The sequence below is a fragment of the Pseudomonas sp. P1.8 genome (assembly GCF_001269805.1).
GTDB lineage: Bacteria > Pseudomonadota > Gammaproteobacteria > Pseudomonadales > Pseudomonadaceae > Aquipseudomonas.
Genome location: NZ_LHVM01000013.1, coordinates 529,686 through 546,125, shown reverse-complemented (window position 1 = coordinate 546,125; position 16,440 = coordinate 529,686). Strand labels below are relative to the sequence as shown.

Sequence of the window (16,440 nt, the reverse complement as noted above, 5' to 3'; positions counted from 1 at the left end):
TTTCTGGGTCCTCAACTTACTGTTTTTATTGTTTGCCGTGCCACGGATGAATCAGGCCACACCGCGCTTGCGGCCCTCCCAGAACGGCGCTCGCAGGTCGGTCTTGAGCACCTTGCCCACGCTGGAAACCGGCAAACTGTCGCGGAACTCGACACTACGTGGGCACTTGTAGCCGGCGATGCGTTCGCGGCAGTGACTGACCACTTGCTCGTCAGTGACTATCGCGCCGGGTTTGCGGATGATCACCGCGTGCACCGTTTCGCCCCACTTGTCGCAGGGGATGCCGATCACCGCGACCTGGGCCACGGCCGGGTGGCTGGCGATGGCGGTCTCCACTTCAGCGGAATAGATGTTTTCGCCGCCGCTGACGATCATGTCCTTTAGGCGGTCGCACACATGGACGAATCCATCGTCATCCATGTAGCCGCCGTCACCGGTGTGCATCCAGCCATTGCGCAATACTTCAGCGGTGGCTTCAGGTTTGTTCCAGTAACCGAGCATGACGTTCGCCCCGCGTACGGCTATCTCCCCGACGGTGCCACGCGGCACTTCCAGGTCTTCGGTATCGACGACGCGCACTTCCACGCACGCCGCCGGCTGCCCGGCCGAGTGCATTTTGCCGCTTTGGTGGTGTTCTGCGCTGTGATACTCGGGTAACAGCAAGGTGGCGATGGGCGCCAGTTCTGTCATGCCGTAACCCTGGCGGAATCCGGCGCTGGGGAACGTATCACGGGCACGATCCAGCAAAACTGGTGTGATGGGTGATGCGCCGTAGCCCAGGGTTTGCAGTGACGACAGGTCAAGGCCGGCGGTGTCAGGATTGTTGGTCCGCCAGTCCAGCAGCATCTGGATCATGGTCGGTGCCAGAAGGATTTCGCTGACTCGCTCGGTGGCAATGGTTTCCAGCACGGTCTGTGGCAGGAAAGAAGGCAGGACGATGTGGGTACCGCCGCTGATGAACAGTGCGGTCATGGCCGCAAAGTCAGCCAGATGGAACATCGGCATCGTATGCAGGAAACGTTCGTGTGGACGGCAGGAGCCAGACATAACGATGGCCATCGATGAAACGCAGACGTTCGTGTGGCTGAGCATCACACCTTTCGGAAAACCGGTGGTGCCACCGGTATAAAAGATACCCAGCAGCTCATCGCCGCCGCGACGTGCGTCCTCGACTGGCGCGTACTCGGCAATCAACGCTTCGTAATTAAGCATGCCGGACGGTGTTTCACCGTCACCCGCATAGATCACCACCCGTAGGGTTTTTGCTGTTTCGATGATCTTGCTCGCATGGGCCAGAAAGTTGTCGTCGACGATCAGCACCGTCGTACCCGAATCGTCAAGCGAGTAGATGATTTCCGTCACACTCCAACGGGTATTGACCGGGTTGAGCACCGCATCGGCCCAAGGCACTGCCTGGTAGTACTCGATGTAGCGCAGGGAGTTGAGCGACAGCATCGCCACGCGATCACCGCGTGTGACGCTCAGGCCCTTTAACGCACCGGCGAGGCGTGCAACGCGATCGCCAAATTCGGCGTAGGTGATGCCGCGACCCTGATAGCGAATGGCAGTAGCGTTCGGGCAGCGTTGCAGGTGACGGTGCAAACCTTGGGTGATGTACATCGGGAACTCCCATTCTTATTGTTCTGGGGCTATGGCCTTGTTAGAGGCCATCGGTAATCAGGCGTACCCGTTCTAGCGCAGTATCGGGCCAGCGCTTGCGCACCTCTTCCCTGTCGGGGTGATGGGCGTGGCAAGTGCCGAGGAACCAGGGCTTCGGTACGACATAACCCGGCTCGCGGGCCGCACGCTCACGTTCGGCTTCGCGCAGCAGATCCACGGTGCTTTGGTACAACGTGGTCGCCATCGGGCCAAGCAATTCGGTCAGGTGGGTACAGCCTTGAACTCCGCCCACGCGCTGGATCATCTGCTTCTTGAAGCCAGGACCTACCTTCAGACCGATCAGGCTTTTGTAAGCGGAAACGATTTCCGGGCAAAACGGTGTTGGGAAGTCGTCCATGACCGCCTCGACGTTGCGAATGTTGAACTGCAGATCCGCGGTGATGACAATTCGCATCCGGTGCACGGGCGCACCGGCAGTGATGACTTTGTAGAAGGCATCATGGTCGTGATGTTTGCTGTCCAGCAGCGTGCCTTCCAGATCGATCAGACCATCGCTACGCAGGTATCCGGTACAGATCACCTGTCGTGTATGCAGCGGCTGGCGTTCTTTTTCGCCCGATACAGGTTGCTTCATTGCACTTATCTCGACGCCGGGGACATGAACTCGGGACTCAGAGCGAACGACCGACCAGCTCGCGCTGGATTTCGTTGGCGCCACCGTAAATACGTGCAACGCGCGCATCAGCCCACATCCGGGCGATCGGGTATTCGTTCATGTAGCCGTAGCCACCGAAGAACTGCAGGCAGGTATCGAGCACTTCGCTCTGGCGTTCTGTCAGCCAGAACTTGCCCATCGAGGCCAGCGTCGAGTCGAGTTTGCCCGCGACCCATTGCGCGATGATGTGATCGCAGAACGTGCGCGAAGCGAATACGGTGGCCTTGACGTCAGCGAGGCTGAAACGGGTGTTCTGGAAATCCAGTACCGGCTTGCCGAACACCTGGCGCTCTTTGGTGTACTCAAGGGTTAGCTTGAGGGCGCGTTCCATGGTGGCGGCGGCGCCAATGGCGATCTGCGCCCGTTCGAACGGCAGTTGCTTCATCAGCGTGTACAGGCCTTTGCCTTCGACACCGCCAAGCAGGCAGTCGGCCGGGACTTCGACATCGTCGAAGAACATTTCGGAAGTATCCGACGATAGCAGCCCGATCTTGTCCAGGCACTTGCCGCGACGGAAGCCCGGCAGCTTGGTGTCAACCAGGAAAATCGAAATACCCTTGGAGCCGGCGGACATGTCGGTCTTGGCGACCACGGCCACCATGTCGCTGGTCTGGCCGTTGGTGATGAACGTCTTGGCGCCATTGATCACATACTTGTCGCCTTGCTTGACTGCGCGGGTACGGACAGCCTGCAAATCGGAACCGGTGCCCGGCTCGGTCATGGCGACGGAGCAGATCACTTCACCCGAGGCAATCTTCGGCAGCCAGTGCTGCTTTTGCGTCTCAGTGCCGTCATCGAGGATGTAGTGACCGACGATGTGGTTGATTCCAACGCCCATGCCGGATACACCGGCATAGAACAGTTCACTGACCACCACTGCCAGGTGCGCCGGTGTGCCGCCCGAACCGCCATACTCCACGTCGATATCGGGCAGGATCATGCCCATTTCGCCCGTCGCCAGCCATGAAGCGCGGTCGGCCTGGTGCTGCTCACGCCACTTCTCTTCCATGGGTGCCAATTGGGTGGTGACAAAACGGCGAACACTGTCGGCAAATGGCGCGACGTCTTCGTCGAGCCAAGGGGAACGGTAGCTATCCAGCATGGCGAATACCTCAAAATTCTTATTGTTGTCATGACCCGAACGCTCCGCGGTGAATGGCGAGGCGCCGGGATTTTCACGATCAGTGTTTAAACAGCACCGTGACCGCCACCGCAGACCAGGGTCTGGCCGGACACGTAGTTGGCTTCCGGCAGGCACAGCATCACCACCGAACCTGCGGCTTCTTCCGGCGTGCCCGGACGGCCCAGCGGGATCATCTGGCTGGCGCCGTCAACCATGGCCTGCTGTACACCGACCTTGATCTCGCGGCCCTCGATGTTGACGGTCTTGCTTTCGTTGCCGGCCAGTGCCTGAGTCAGACGCGTATCGATGAAGCCGAACGCTACGGCGTTGACGCACACCTTCATGCGGCCCCACTCGCGGGCCAGCGTCTTGGTCATGCCGAGGATGCCCGCCTTGGCCGAGGAGTAGTTAGCCTGACCAGCGTTGCCACCGGCAGCAACGGAAGAAATGTTGACCACCTTGCGGAAAACCTCCCGACCTTCGGCGACTTCTTTCTTGGCCTGAGCGCTGATGACCGGCTGGGCGGCGCGCAGGATGCGGAAAGGTGCGGTCAGGTGGCAGTCGAGAATCGCGTACCACTGCTCATCGGTCATCTTCTGGATCACATTGTCCCAGGTGTAGCCGGCGTTGTTAACGATGATGTCGATGCCGCCAAAACTTTGAACGGCGGTCTGCACAAAGCGCTCAGCGAAATCGGCGGCAGTGACACTGCCGACACAGGCCACGGCTTCGCCGCCGGCGGCGCGGATCTCAGCGACCACTTCTTCGGCGGGCGCGGCGTCCAGGTCATTGACCACGATTTTGGCGCCATAGGCGGCCAGTTGCAGGGCGACACTGCGACCAATCCCACGACCGGAACCGGTGATCAGAGCGACTTTGCCTTCGAGCTTTTTCATTATTGTTTTCCAAGGATAGGGAGTTGGAGGATTCAGACCAGCGCTACGACGGCTTCGCCGACAAGCTTGTCCTCGCCATATTGGTTGGCGCAGTGGATCGCCAGGCGCACACGCTTCTCGCCATTTTCTTCAAATTTTTCGGTGATTTTGCCTGTGCAAGTCGGCGTGTGGCCGAGCTGGGTGATGCCGGTAAAACGCATCGACAACGAACGCACCTGTTGCTGCGGTACCCACTGGGTCAGCAGGCGTCCCAAGTAGGCGGCGGACAACATGCCGTGGGCAAATACGTCGGGCATGCGCGCCTTGCGGGCGAAGTCGATGTCGATATGGATCGGGTTGTGGTCACCCGAAGCGCCGCAGTAGAGGGCCAGGGTGGTGCGGTTGATGGCTGGCAGGTTCAACGCCGGCAGTTCATCACCTTCGTGGATATCGCTGTATTGAATATTCATGGGTATGTTCCTCAACGTTGAACGAGGGTGCCGCGGACATCGGCGATGTGGATGCCGTCCTGATTGGTCACGCGGGTTTCGTTGACCACGAACTGCAAGGCGCCACCCTTCTTTTCGTAGACATCGACTACGCGGGAATCGAAAGTCAGCGTGTCACCGGCAACGGCGCTGGCGTGGTACACGAACGATTGCTCGGCGTGCAGGATGCGCCCCAGGTCAAAGCCGTAGATGTCCAACATTTCCACCAGGTCGCGCCCCTCGCCTTGCAGGCACAGGAGGAACGTTGGTGGTACCGGCAGGGATTTATAGCCAGCGGCCTGAGCCGCAGCTTCGTCGGTGTATACCGGGTCGGTTTCACCAATCGCCTTTGCGAAGAAACGCAGGCGGCCTTTTTCCACTTCGGCGCTGGTGACGCCGAGCGAGCGGCCGATCAGACTCTTGTCTGCCATTTCACTACTCTCCTATCAGGGTTCTCAGACCCGCGCCCTTGGAGGCGGGTCCAATGGATCAGCCGCGGCCGTAGAGCGTCACGACGCAAGCGCCGCCCAGTCCGAGGTTGTGCTGCAACGCATGACGCACACCCTGTACCTGACGGTCCTGAGCCGTGCCGCGCAATTGATGGGTCAGTTCGTAGCACTGCGCCAGCCCAGTGGCGCCCAGCGGGTGCCCCTTGGAAAGCAGCCCGCCCGACGGGTTGGTGACGACTTGGCCGCCATAGGTGTTGTCGCCGTCGAGCACAAATCGCTCGGCGCCACCGACCGGACAAAGACCCAGCGATTCATAGGTCAGCAGTTCGTTGTGGGCGAAGCAGTCGTGCATTTCGGCGACGCGGATGTCCTGCGGTCCTACACCAGCCTTCTCATACACTTCATGAGCGGCGCGCTGAGCCATGTCGAAACCGACCATTTGGATCATCGATGGCGGCTCGTAGGCGATTGGCATGTCCGTGGTCATCGACTGGGCGAGGATCACCACGTCTGTGCGCAAGCCGTGTTTGCGGGCGAAAGCCTCGGTGCAGATGATTGCCGCCGCGGCACCACAGGTTGGCGGGCAAGCCATCAGGCGGGTCATCACGCCGGGCCATACGACCTGATCGTTCATCACGTCTTCGGTAGTCACGACCTTGCGGAACAGCGCCAGCGGGTTGTTGGCCGCGTGACGGCTGGCCTTGGCGCGGATGGCCGCGAAGGTGCTCATTTGCGTGCCGTATTTGTGCATGTGCTCACGACCGGCGCCACCGAACATCTTCAGCGCCATGGGTACGCCTTCGGCATCGGCGGTCAGCAGGTCCGCCACTGCCGAGCTTTTGCCCATGGCGGCCGGGCGATCTTCCCACTGGTTTTTCAGCGCGCCGGGTTGCATTTGCTCGAAGCCCAGCGCCAGGGCACATTCCACCGCACCGCTTTCTACGGCCTGGCGTGCCAGGTACAGCGCGCTGGAGCCGGTCGAGCAGTTGTTGTTGACGTTGACTACCGGGATACCGGTCATCCCCACTTCATAGAGGGCCGACTGACCAGAGGTGGAATCGCCGTAGACGTACCCGACATAGGCCTGCTGCACCAGCCGGTAATCCAGCCCAGAATCCTTGAGGGCCAGGCAGGTCGCCTCGGCGCCCATTTCGATGTAGGAGCCGCTGGCACCTGGTTTCAGAAACGGAATCATACCTACGCCGGCTACATACACTTTCTGCGACATCGTCTTCTCCATTGTGTGGTTGTGCCTCGTGACACCAGGTTCACGAGATCAAGCGACGGCTGGGCCGGCTCACACTTTCAAGATACGTAGCGTGCTTGCGATACGACCCGCCCTCGAAGAGTGGGTGGGGTGGGTGGGTTCCTCGCCACTGGTTCGGTGTCGCGCCTGACTGACGGCGTTTTACCCCCTCCCTGCCCGCCACTCTTCGAGAGTGGGTCCGATCATTCGCCACTGCCTTAGCTTCTCTGGCCATGCACGGAAAACGCACAGAGGAGTTTCCATGACGGTTCTACAAGGCAAAGTTGCGATCGTGACCGGCGCAGCGTCCGGCATCGGGCGGGCCACTGCCCTGCTCTTCGCGCGTCAGGGCGCCAAAGTGGTCGTGGCGGACATGAATGAATCCGCGGGCCTGGAGGTGGTGCGGTTGATTGAGCAGGAAGGCGCGCAAGCGTTCTTTCAAATGCTCGATGTACGCAGTGAGGAAAATTGTGCGGCGCTGGTCGATTCGACGTTGCAGCGATATGGCCAACTCGACATCGCCCTCAACAACGCCGGCGTCTTTGCCGCACCGACCTTGACTGAGGATCAGGGCCTGGCGCTCTGGCAACGCATGCTCGATGTCAATCTGACGGGCGTCTTCAACTGCATGGTTCACGAGCTGCGCGCGATGAAATCCCGCGGCGGTTCCATCATCAATACCGCCTCGGTCGCCGGTATCAGTGGCACTTATGGGGCTGCGGCGTATTGCGCCTCCAAGCATGGCGTGATCGGCCTGACCCGCAGCGCAGCTCTGGAATACGGCAAGTACGGCGTGCGCATCAACGCCCTGTGCCCCGGATTGATCGAGACGCCCATGACCGCCGGCCCGGACAGCGGTTTCAACGAAAAAATGATCAACGCGGGCGTCAAAAGCTCTGCCTTGCGCCGCCAGGGCACGCCTGAGGAAATGGCCGAAATGGCGCTGTGGCTGGCCTCGGACCGGTCGTCCTATGCCACCGGTGGGCACTTCGTGGTCGACGGCGGTGTATCGGTTTGAGCCGTGATGCCTGCTCGCCCCCCCCCCATTTTTTGACACATGCAATGGAAGTCATTGATATGAAACTTCTGCAAAACAAGGTGGCCATCGTCACCGGCGGTTCATCCGGTATCGGCCGTGCGACAGCCCTGTTGTTCGCCCGCGAGGGTGCCCGGGTGGTCGTGGCGGACATGAACGACGCGGCAGGACAAGCCGTGGTCGACGAAATTCGCCAATCCGATGGTGATGCCTTCTTCCAGCGGGTCGACGTGCGCCGCGAGGAAGATTGCGCGGCGCTGGTCGAGGTAACGCTGGGCCAATACGGCCAGCTCGACATCGCCTTCAACAATGCCGGCATCAGCGGTTCCACCGGGCTGATCGAAAACCAAAGCCTGGAGCACTGGCGCAACGTGCTGGATGTGAACCTGACCGGGGTTTTCAACTGCATGGTGCATGAACTGCGCGCCATGAAAGCGCGCGGCGGTTCGATCATCAACACCGCCTCGATCATGGGTCTGCAAGGCACCGCTGGCGCATCCGCCTACTCGGCGTCCAAGCATGGCGTGATCGGCCTGACCCGCAGTGCCGCGCTGGAATATGGCAAGTACGGCGTGCGAATCAACGCGCTGTGCCCGGGTTTCGTAGAGACACCGATGATCGTCGGAGTCGGCAGCGAATTCGATCCCGATACGCTGGCGACGATGCTCAAGACCATTCCCCAACGCCGGCTGGGCGAGCCGTCCGAACAAGCACAAATGGTGCTCTGGTTGGCCTCGGACCGATCTTCATATGCCACCGGCGGACACTTCGTAGTGGACGGCGGTTACACGGCTTAAACCTGACAGTTGCACATTTTTTAGTGGAGCCTCTATGAACTACGAACAGTACAACTTCATCACCTTCGAAAAAGACAACGGAGTGTTGACCGTACGTTTGAATCGCCCTGAAGCTTTCAACGCGGTGAACGGTGCACTGCACGAAGAGCTTTCCCGGGTATTCGCCGACATCGCCGCCGACCGCAGCGTGCATGCCCTGGTCCTGACGGGTGAAGGTCGCGGTTTTTGCGGTGGCGGCGACCTCGCCTGGATGCGTGACATCGATCAGCAAGGCATCGATCAGCTGTTCCGTGAAGCACGCAAGATCATTATCGACATGCTTGAACTGCCACAGCCGATCATCGCGGCGGTCAATGGTCACGCGGCCGGTCTTGGAGCAACCCTGGCGTTGTTCTGCGACATGATTTTCGTCGCCGAGTCAGCGAAAATTTCCGACCCTCATGTACGCGTAGGCATTGCTGCCGGTGATGGCGGTGGTGCTATTTGGCCCCTGCTGGTCGGCCCTGCCCGCGCCAAACAATACCTGTTTACCGGCGACACGCTCAGCGCTACCGAAGCCGAGCGCATCGGCCTAGTCAATCAGGTCGTAGCCAATGGCGAAGTGTTGACCAGCGCCACCGCGATGGCCCGACGCATGGCTGACGGTCCGCGCCTGGCGATCCAGGCCAGCAAGGCCGTCGTCAACAAGATCCTGCGCGACACCGTCAACCTGGTCCTCGATACCTCGCTAGCCCTCGAGAAGGAAAACTTCTTCAGTGCCGACCACAAGGAGGCGATCAAGGCCTTCGAAGAGAAGCGCTCCCCGGTCTACCGCGGCGCCTGATGCGAGCCGGTGCGCAGGCCTATTCGATCTGCCCCGCGCGCCGCCTACCCTCTCCTCATTAGAGAACCTTTCAATGGACATCCAATACACGCCGGCCGAACTGGCCTTCCGTGAGGAAGTGCGGGCTTTTCTGCATGACAAGCTACCCCCGGAGCTGGCCGCCAAAGGACGGTTGGGCAAACGCCTGACCAAGCACGATTACGTGAGCTGGATGGCGGCGCTGAACGAACGCGGCTGGTACGCGTCCCTGTGGCCGGCGGAGCTGGGCGGCACTGGCTGGAGCGAAGTACAGAAGCATATTTTCGAAGACGAGTGCGCCGCGTTCGGTGCGCCGCCGGTACTACCGTTCGGGGTGGTGATGGTGGGCCCGGTCATCATCAAGTTCGGCACCGAAGAGCAAAAAGCCCATTACCTGCCCCGCATCCTCGACGGCACCGACTGGTGGTGCCAGGGTTATTCCGAACCCGGTGCCGGTTCCGACTTGGCCTCGCTGAAGACCCGCGCTGTGCGCGACGGCGATCACTACGTCGTCACTGGTCAGAAAACCTGGACCACCCAGGCTCAGTTCGCCGACTGGATTTTCTGTCTGGTGCGCACCAATAGCGAAGCCCAGGCGCAACGTGGCATTTCATTCCTGCTGATCGACATGAAAAGTCCGGGGATCAGCGTGCGGCCGATCATCACCCTCGACGGCGACCATGAAGTCAACGAGGTTTTCTTCGACGACGTGCGCGTGCCAGTGGCCAACCTGGTGGGTGAGGAAAACCACGGCTGGACCTACGCCAAGTACCTGCTGACCCACGAACGCACCACCGTCGCCGGCATCGGCACCTCGAAAGCGCAGCTACGCCAGCTAAAGCACATTGCTGGCCGGGAACAGCGTAATCGCCGGCCATTGATCGACGACCCGCTGTTTCGCGCACAAATCGCCGAAGTGGAAATGCAACTGATCGCAGCCGAAATGAGCACGCTGCGGATGCTCGCCGCCGCCCGTGATGGCGGCGGCATCGGCGCCGCCAGCTCGTTTCTCAAGGTCAAAGGCTCCGAGATTCGCCAGTCCTTGAGCCACCTGATGCGCAAGGCTGTCGGCCCTTACGCGCTGCCGTTCCTGGATGCGGAACAAGAACAAGTGACTACCGACAATCTGCTCCACACCGAATACAGCTCCACGGTGTCGGGTCAGTATTTCAACCTGCGCAAGCTGTCGATTTTCGGTGGTTCCAACGAGATTCAGAAAAACATCGTCTCAAAGATGATTCTTGAACTGTAAAAGGCCGCCCGATCATGGATTTCAAATTGACTGAAGAGCAGCAGATGCTGCAGGACACCGTGGCGCGTCTGGTTCGCGACCACTACAGCTTCGAGCAACGCGAGCGTTTTCGTCTCAGCGAAGCCGGATTCAACCCGCTGTTCTGGGCTCAGCTCGGCGAACTCGGCCTGACCGCCGTACCGTTCGCCGAGCAACTGGGTGGCTTTGGCGGTGATAGCGTGGACACCATGCTGATCATGACCGAACTCGGCCGTGGACTGTGCCTTGAACCCTATATGGATTCGGTGATTCTGGCCGGCGGCCTTATTAGCCAACTGGGTAGCCCGGCACAGCAAAACGATCTATTACCACGCATTGCAAGCGGCGAATTGAAGGTCGCCGTGGCAACCGAAGAACTGGACAGTCATTACCAACTGAGCTCCGTGCAAACTCGCGCCACGCCAGCCACCGGAGGATGGCGTCTGTCCGGTCGCAAATCGGTGGTCATCGGCGCTCAGTTTGCTGGCCTGGTTCTGGTGTCCGCCCGCGTTGAGGGTGAGGAGGATGACGAATCCGGCATCGGCCTGTTCGTGATTGACCCTGCCCACGCGGATGTTCTGCGCCGCGATTATCAAACCATCGACGGTCGCCGGGCCAGCGAACTCTACCTGGATGGCGTATTTGTCAGTGACGCCCAGCAACTGGGCGAAACCGGCGAGGCCTTCCCGGCGCTGCGTTACCAACAAGGTCGCGCCATCGCGGCACAATGCGCTGAAGCGCTGGGCAGCATGGAAGAGGCCTGCAACCTGACCCTGGACTTCCTCAAGACCCGCAAACAGTTTGGTCAGCCCATCGGCAAGTTCCAAGTACTTCAGCACCGCATGGTGGACATGCGCAGTGAACTGGATCAGGCGGCGTCAATGGTCATTCTTGCCGCTTGCGTGGCCGACGACCCCGACAGCCTTGAACGCAGCCGTGCCCTGGCCGCGGCCAAGTTCATTGTCACCCGCGCCGCGCGCCACATCTCAGAGCAAGCCATCCAGCTGCACGGAGGGATTGGCATGACCGAGGAATACAACCTCTCTCACCACGCCAAGCGACTGGTGATGTTCAGCCATCAGTTTGGCGATGATGACTACCACCTCGCGGCGTACAGCCGCCTGATGGATGTCGCATGAGCCCGTACTTTTTTCCCCGGCTGCAACCTGTGTAACCGTTGAGGTGTTTTCATGCTGCAAGGCATAAAGATTGTGGAAATTTGCGGTATCGGTCCTGGCCCGTTTTCGGCCATGCATTTGGCCGATCTGGGCGCTGAAGTGATTGCGGTTGAGCGCGATGCCAGTGGCGCGTCGAGGGTCAACGTGCTCAACCGAGGCAAGCGTTCGGTGATCGCCGATCTGAAAAGTGCCGTGGGTAGGGAGCTGGTCTTGCGCCTGATAGAAGACGCAGACGCGCTGATCGAAGGCATGCGCCCTGGCGTGATGGAACGCCTGGGTCTTGGGCCGCAAGATTGCCAGGCCCGTAACCCGAGCCTGGTCTACGGCCGCATGACCGGCTGGGGTCAGTCCGGACCGCTGGCCAAGGTCGCCGGGCACGATAATAACTATGCGTCGCTGTCCGGCGCGCTGTTTCACAACGGTGCGTCCGAAGCTCCCCCCTCCTCCGCATTCGCCACGTTAGGCGATGTCGGTGGCGGCGCGCTATACCTGACCATCGGCTTACTGAGCGGCATTCTCAACGCACGGGCCACCGGCAAAGGGGCGGTGGTCGATGCGGCCATCGTCGACGGTTCGGCACACATGCTCCAGCTCATGCTTTCGACACGTAACCTGGGCTTTATGGGTGATGAACGCGGCAAGAATATTCATGACAGCTCGCCGTTCTATGCAACCTATCGCTGCGCTGATGGCGGATTCATTACGCTGGGTTCGATCGAGCCGCAGTTCTATTCACTGCTGCTGGAAAAACTCGGCCTCCAGGCTGACTCGCGCTTTGTCTGGCAATGGGATCGCCGGTTCTGGAAAGAACAGCACCAGCATTTCACCGAGCTGTTTTCCAGCAAGACACGCGCACATTGGTGCGAACTGCTGGAAGGTAGCGATGTGTGCTTTGCCCCGGTATTGGCACCCAGCGAAGCCGCGCTGCATCCGCACAACACCGCTCGTGAAACCTGGTTCGAGCGCGATGGGTTGCTGCAAACCGCCGTCGCACCGCGCTTCAATGGCGAGGTGGTACAGCCTGCAAGCGTGCCGAAAACGGGTGAACATACCGAGCAGATCATGGGCATCCTGAACTCACCGGCAAAAGGTTCCGTCTGGCAGTCTTCTTGACGCTCGTACGGCCGATGCCAATCAGATAAAACCCGGAACCTGTGGGAGCGAGCCTGCTCGCGATGAGGACGGCACATTCAACATCAACGTTGACTGAGCTGAAGCTATCGCGAACAAGCTCGCTCCTACAGGTTTTTCGTTCGCCTCGAAATTCTTGAGCGAACCACCCCCTCCCCACTCTCCCCACTCTCCCCACTCCTTTTCCCCTCCTCCCGAGTGGGCTGCTCAGGCGCGGTGGACCGTAGCATCGGGACGGCACTGAGAACTGACCAGTCAGTCGGCAATTACCCGCAAGCGGGTTCAGCGCTTACACACTTTTCACCCCACTCGGAGTACCGCATGAGAAAAACAACAATGCGCGGAATTTTTCGGCCGCAACTGCTGGCCACGGCTGTTGCTTTGGGCATCAATGCACCGGCTTACGCAGTCAACTTCAGCATTGGGGAGATTCAGGGCAGCTTCGACAGTTCGTTGTCGCTTGGGTCCAGTTGGTCCGTACGCGCACCAGACCCGGACTTTATCTCCAACTTCAATTCCCAAGGGGTCAGGGGCAACGCATCTGCGCGTACCAGCGATGACAACCGCTTGAACTTCAAGAAGGGCGAGACATTCTCGAAGATCTTCAAAGGCGTGCATGACCTGGAACTGAAGTACGGTGACAGCGGCGCTTTCGTGCGCGGCAAGTATTGGTACGATTTCGAATTGATGGACGAGAGCCGGCCGTTTTACGACATCGATGATAATGGCCGCCAACGTGCGGCGAAGTCGTCCGGAGCGATGTTCCTCGACAGTTTCGTCTATCACAACTACACACTCGACGAATTGCAGGGCAACGTGCGCCTGGGCAAGCAGGTGGTGAGCTGGGGCGAAAGTACCTTCATCGGTAACTCGATCAACAGCATCAACCCGATCGACGTGGCGGCTCTGCGGCGGCCCGGTGCCGAGGTCAAGGAAGGCTTGATTCCGGTGAACATGTTGTATGTCTCGCAAGGCCTGTCCGAGAACGTCACCGCCGAGGCTTTTTACCAGATTGAATGGGCACCCTCGGTCCTGGACAACTGCGGCACCTTCTTCGGTAACGATGTTACGCCTGAAGGCTGCAACGACCGCGCAGTGATCGCCGGTCTTGACCTGCCTCCAGGTGTAGCGACCAACACCGGATCTGGTTTGCAGGTGGCGGGCACTGCAGCACAGGGCGGTGGCGTGGATGATGCTTACGTGACGCGCACCAAGACCAAGGACGCCAAGGACAGCGGCCAGTTTGGCGTGGCCTTGCGCTGGTTTGCGCCGGACTTGAATGACACCGAGTTCGGTGCCTACTTCCTCAACTATCATGCCCGCAACCCCAATCTGGATTTCACCCGCGCCACCAATATCGCCAATACCGGTGCTGGTGCGGCCACTGTCCCTGGTGCTATCAACTCAATCCGCACGGCCAGCTACCACGTGGTCTACCCAGAGGACATTCGTCTTTACGGCCTGAGCTTCTCGACCAACGTCGATGGCACCGCCCTGGCTGGCGAAATCAGCTTCCGCCCGAACATGCCGCTGCAACTCAATGGCGGCGACCTGAACCTGGCGGCGACGGGCAACAAAAACTCGCCGCTGTTCATCTCTGGCGCATCGCAAAACGTCGCCGGAGCGCCGCTCAAGGGCTATGAGCGGATGCCGGTACTGCAAACGCAATTGAGTGCCACGCAATTCTTCGACCAGGTGATGGGCGCCAGTCGTCTGACCGTGGTGGGTGAAGTCGGATACAACCGCATCAATGGTCTGGGCGAGGCGGATGGCACGGATCTGCGATTTGGCCGTAGCACGATTTTCGGTGCGGGCGAACTGGCAACCGGACCTGGCGCGGGCGCCACCGGACCGCAAACTTGCGCGGGTGCGGCAAGCCAGGTTCCCGGCGCCGCAGCCGGTGTTACCCGGCCGAGTAACCCCCAGCAGGAGTGCAACAGCCACGGCTTCTATACCACCGATTCCTGGGGTTATCGCCTGCGCGGCCGTCTGGATTACCCGAACGTGTTCGCCGGCGTGAACCTGGCGCCGAACATCGCCTGGTCCCATGACGTCGAGGGTAACGGCCCGAACTTCGAGGAAGGCCTCAAAGCCGTCAGCCTGGGTCTGGATGCCGACTACGCCAACCTCTACACCGCCAGTCTCAGCTACACGGATTTCTTCGGCGGCCATTTCAACACCAACGGCGACCGCGACTACGTTGCGCTCAGCGTCGGCGTGAACTTTTGACAGCCGACAGGCAGAGGATAAAAAATGAAAAAAACCACAATTTTGACTGCCGGTGCTTTGGCGCTGACCCTGCTGGCCAGTAGCGTGATGGCAGCCGTTTCGCCACAGGAAGCCGACAAACTGGGCACCACCCTGACGCCACTGGGTGGCGAGAAAGCAGGCAATGCCGATGGCAGCATTCCAGCCTGGGCCGGCGGCCTCAAGCCTAGTGCCGCCCCGGTGCAAAACGACTTTATCGGCAATCCGTTCGAAGGCGAGAAACCGCAATTCGTCATTACGGCCGCCACCGCCGCTCAGTACAAGGACAAGTTGACGCCGGGCCAGATGGCGATGTTTCAGCGCTATCCCGACACGTACAAGATTCCGGTGTACAAGACTCAGCGTACCGCGTCTTCGCCACAGGATGTCTATGCCGCGGTGAAGTCCAGCGCGCTGAACACCGTCGCCGTGAACGATGGTTATGGCTTGCAGAACTTCGAGAAGTCGCACTACACCGCGTTTCCGATTCCGAAGTCTGGCCTTGAGGTGGTGTGGAATCACCTGACCCGCTACCGCGGCACCAGTTTCATGCAAAACCTGGTACAGGCGACGCCGCAGGTCAATGGCAGCTACACCCTCGTCAATGTCCAGCAGAGCGTCGGTTTTCCCTGGCAGATGAAGGATACCGACCCGCAGCAAAGCGCCAACGTGCTGTTTTACGCCAAGCAGGAGGTCACGTCGCCGGCGCGCATGGCGGGCAACGTGTTGCTGGTCCATGAGACCATCGATCAGCTCAAAGACCCGCGCATGGCCTGGTCCTACAGTGCCGGTCAACGTCGTGTGCGTCGTGCGCCGCAGGTGGCGTACGACGGCCCGGGTACCGCCGCCGATGGCCTGCGCGTTGCCGACCAGAACGACATGTACAACGGTGCTCCGGACCGCTATGACTGGAAACTGATCGGCAAGAAAGAGATGTACGTGCCATACAACAACTACACGTTGTTTTCGCCGAAGGTGAAGTACGAAGACATCATCAAACCCGGGCACATCAACCAGGACCTTACCCGCTACGAACTGCACCGGGTCTGGGAAGTCGAAGGCACACTCAAGGCGGGCGAGCGGCATATTTATGCCAAGCGACACATGTACTTCGACGAGGACACCTGGGCGGTACTGGAAATCGACCACTACGACGGTCGCGGTCAACTGTGGCGGGTCGGGGAAGGTCTTCTGGTCAACGACTATGTCCAGGGCACCGCGAACTACGCTGCTATTACGGTGTATGACCTGATCGCCGGGCGCTACGTCGTTTCCAACCTGCAGAACGAAAACAAACGCGGGCAGGACTATAGTTACCGTCCGACCATGACCGACTTCACCCCCGCTGCACTGCGAAACACCGGTATTCGTTAAGCGTCGGTTGTGCTTAATCACGTACTTCATCTGGATGACGGATGAAGCAC

Annotated in this window: 15 protein-coding genes; 8 read left to right on the top strand and 7 right to left on the bottom strand. The window is 60.0% G+C overall.

The annotated features are described in order from the left end of the window. Nucleotides 1–51: 51 nt before the first annotated feature. The 7 genes from AD668_RS13145 to AD668_RS13115 form a co-directional block, all read right to left on the bottom strand. Entirely contained in the window at nt 52–1,620 is a 1,569-nt protein-coding gene (locus tag AD668_RS13145) for a long-chain fatty acid--CoA ligase (protein ID WP_053159341.1), read from the bottom strand. Nucleotides 1,621–1,660: 40 nt separating this feature from the next. Continuing rightward, nucleotides 1,661–2,254, bottom strand: a complete 594-nt coding sequence (locus AD668_RS13140; protein ID WP_053159340.1) for a DUF2889 domain-containing protein — start codon at nt 2,252–2,254, stop codon at nt 1,661–1,663. Between the two features lie 37 nt (nt 2,255–2,291). Next, nucleotides 2,292–3,437 (bottom strand): acyl-CoA dehydrogenase family protein, encoded by a 1,146-nt coding sequence (locus AD668_RS13135; RefSeq protein WP_053159338.1) that lies wholly within the window; start codon nt 3,435–3,437, stop codon nt 2,292–2,294. 86 nt (nt 3,438–3,523) lie between these two features. Beyond that, nucleotides 3,524–4,354: an SDR family NAD(P)-dependent oxidoreductase gene (locus AD668_RS13130; RefSeq protein ID WP_053159336.1), complete on the bottom strand. Its 831-nt coding sequence runs from the start codon at nt 4,352–4,354 to the stop codon at nt 3,524–3,526. 32 nt (nt 4,355–4,386) lie between these two features. Next, nucleotides 4,387–4,803, bottom strand: coding sequence for a MaoC family dehydratase (locus AD668_RS13125; protein ID WP_053159335.1), 417 nt, complete (start codon nt 4,801–4,803; stop codon nt 4,387–4,389). An 11-nt stretch (nt 4,804–4,814) separates the two neighbouring features. Then, nucleotides 4,815–5,252: a MaoC family dehydratase N-terminal domain-containing protein gene (locus AD668_RS13120; RefSeq protein ID WP_053159333.1), complete on the bottom strand. Its 438-nt coding sequence runs from the start codon at nt 5,250–5,252 to the stop codon at nt 4,815–4,817. A 58-nt stretch (nt 5,253–5,310) separates the two neighbouring features. After that, nucleotides 5,311–6,498 carry a lipid-transfer protein gene (locus AD668_RS13115; RefSeq protein ID WP_053159330.1) on the bottom strand — a complete coding sequence of 396 codons (1,188 nt, stop codon included), beginning with the start codon at nt 6,496–6,498 and terminating at the stop codon, nt 5,311–5,313. 280 nt (nt 6,499–6,778) lie between these two features. Here AD668_RS13115 and AD668_RS13110 point away from each other — a divergent pair, with 280 nt between their 5' ends. The 8 genes from AD668_RS13110 (at nt 6,779) to AD668_RS13075 (ending at nt 16,390) form a co-directional block, all read left to right on the top strand. Continuing rightward, nucleotides 6,779–7,534: an SDR family NAD(P)-dependent oxidoreductase gene (locus AD668_RS13110; RefSeq protein WP_053159328.1), complete on the top strand. Its 756-nt coding sequence runs from the start codon at nt 6,779–6,781 to the stop codon at nt 7,532–7,534. 59 nt (nt 7,535–7,593) lie between these two features. Then, the gene (locus AD668_RS13105) at nt 7,594–8,349 is read left to right on the top strand and encodes an SDR family NAD(P)-dependent oxidoreductase (protein ID WP_053159326.1); all 756 of its coding nucleotides are present in this window, start codon (nt 7,594–7,596) and stop codon (nt 8,347–8,349) included. Nucleotides 8,350–8,383: 34 nt separating this feature from the next. Beyond that, nucleotides 8,384–9,172 (top strand): enoyl-CoA hydratase/isomerase family protein, encoded by a 789-nt coding sequence (locus tag AD668_RS13100; protein WP_053159324.1) that lies wholly within the window; start codon nt 8,384–8,386, stop codon nt 9,170–9,172. 73 nt (nt 9,173–9,245) lie between these two features. Beyond that, the gene (locus tag AD668_RS13095) at nt 9,246–10,442 is read left to right on the top strand and encodes an acyl-CoA dehydrogenase family protein (protein WP_053159322.1); all 1,197 of its coding nucleotides are present in this window, start codon (nt 9,246–9,248) and stop codon (nt 10,440–10,442) included. A 14-nt stretch (nt 10,443–10,456) separates the two neighbouring features. Next, nucleotides 10,457–11,599, top strand: coding sequence for an acyl-CoA dehydrogenase family protein (locus AD668_RS13090; protein ID WP_053159320.1), 1,143 nt, complete (start codon nt 10,457–10,459; stop codon nt 11,597–11,599). A 51-nt stretch (nt 11,600–11,650) separates the two neighbouring features. After that, nucleotides 11,651–12,751 carry a CaiB/BaiF CoA-transferase family protein gene (locus AD668_RS13085; RefSeq protein WP_053159318.1) on the top strand — a complete coding sequence of 367 codons (1,101 nt, stop codon included), beginning with the start codon at nt 11,651–11,653 and terminating at the stop codon, nt 12,749–12,751. Nucleotides 12,752–13,090: 339 nt separating this feature from the next. After that, nucleotides 13,091–14,998 carry a DUF1302 domain-containing protein gene (locus AD668_RS13080; protein ID WP_053159316.1) on the top strand — a complete coding sequence of 636 codons (1,908 nt, stop codon included), beginning with the start codon at nt 13,091–13,093 and terminating at the stop codon, nt 14,996–14,998. Nucleotides 14,999–15,022: 24 nt separating this feature from the next. After that, nucleotides 15,023–16,390, top strand: a complete 1,368-nt coding sequence (locus tag AD668_RS13075; RefSeq protein WP_053159314.1) for a DUF1329 domain-containing protein — start codon at nt 15,023–15,025, stop codon at nt 16,388–16,390. The last annotated feature ends 50 nt before the right edge of the window (nt 16,391–16,440 follow it).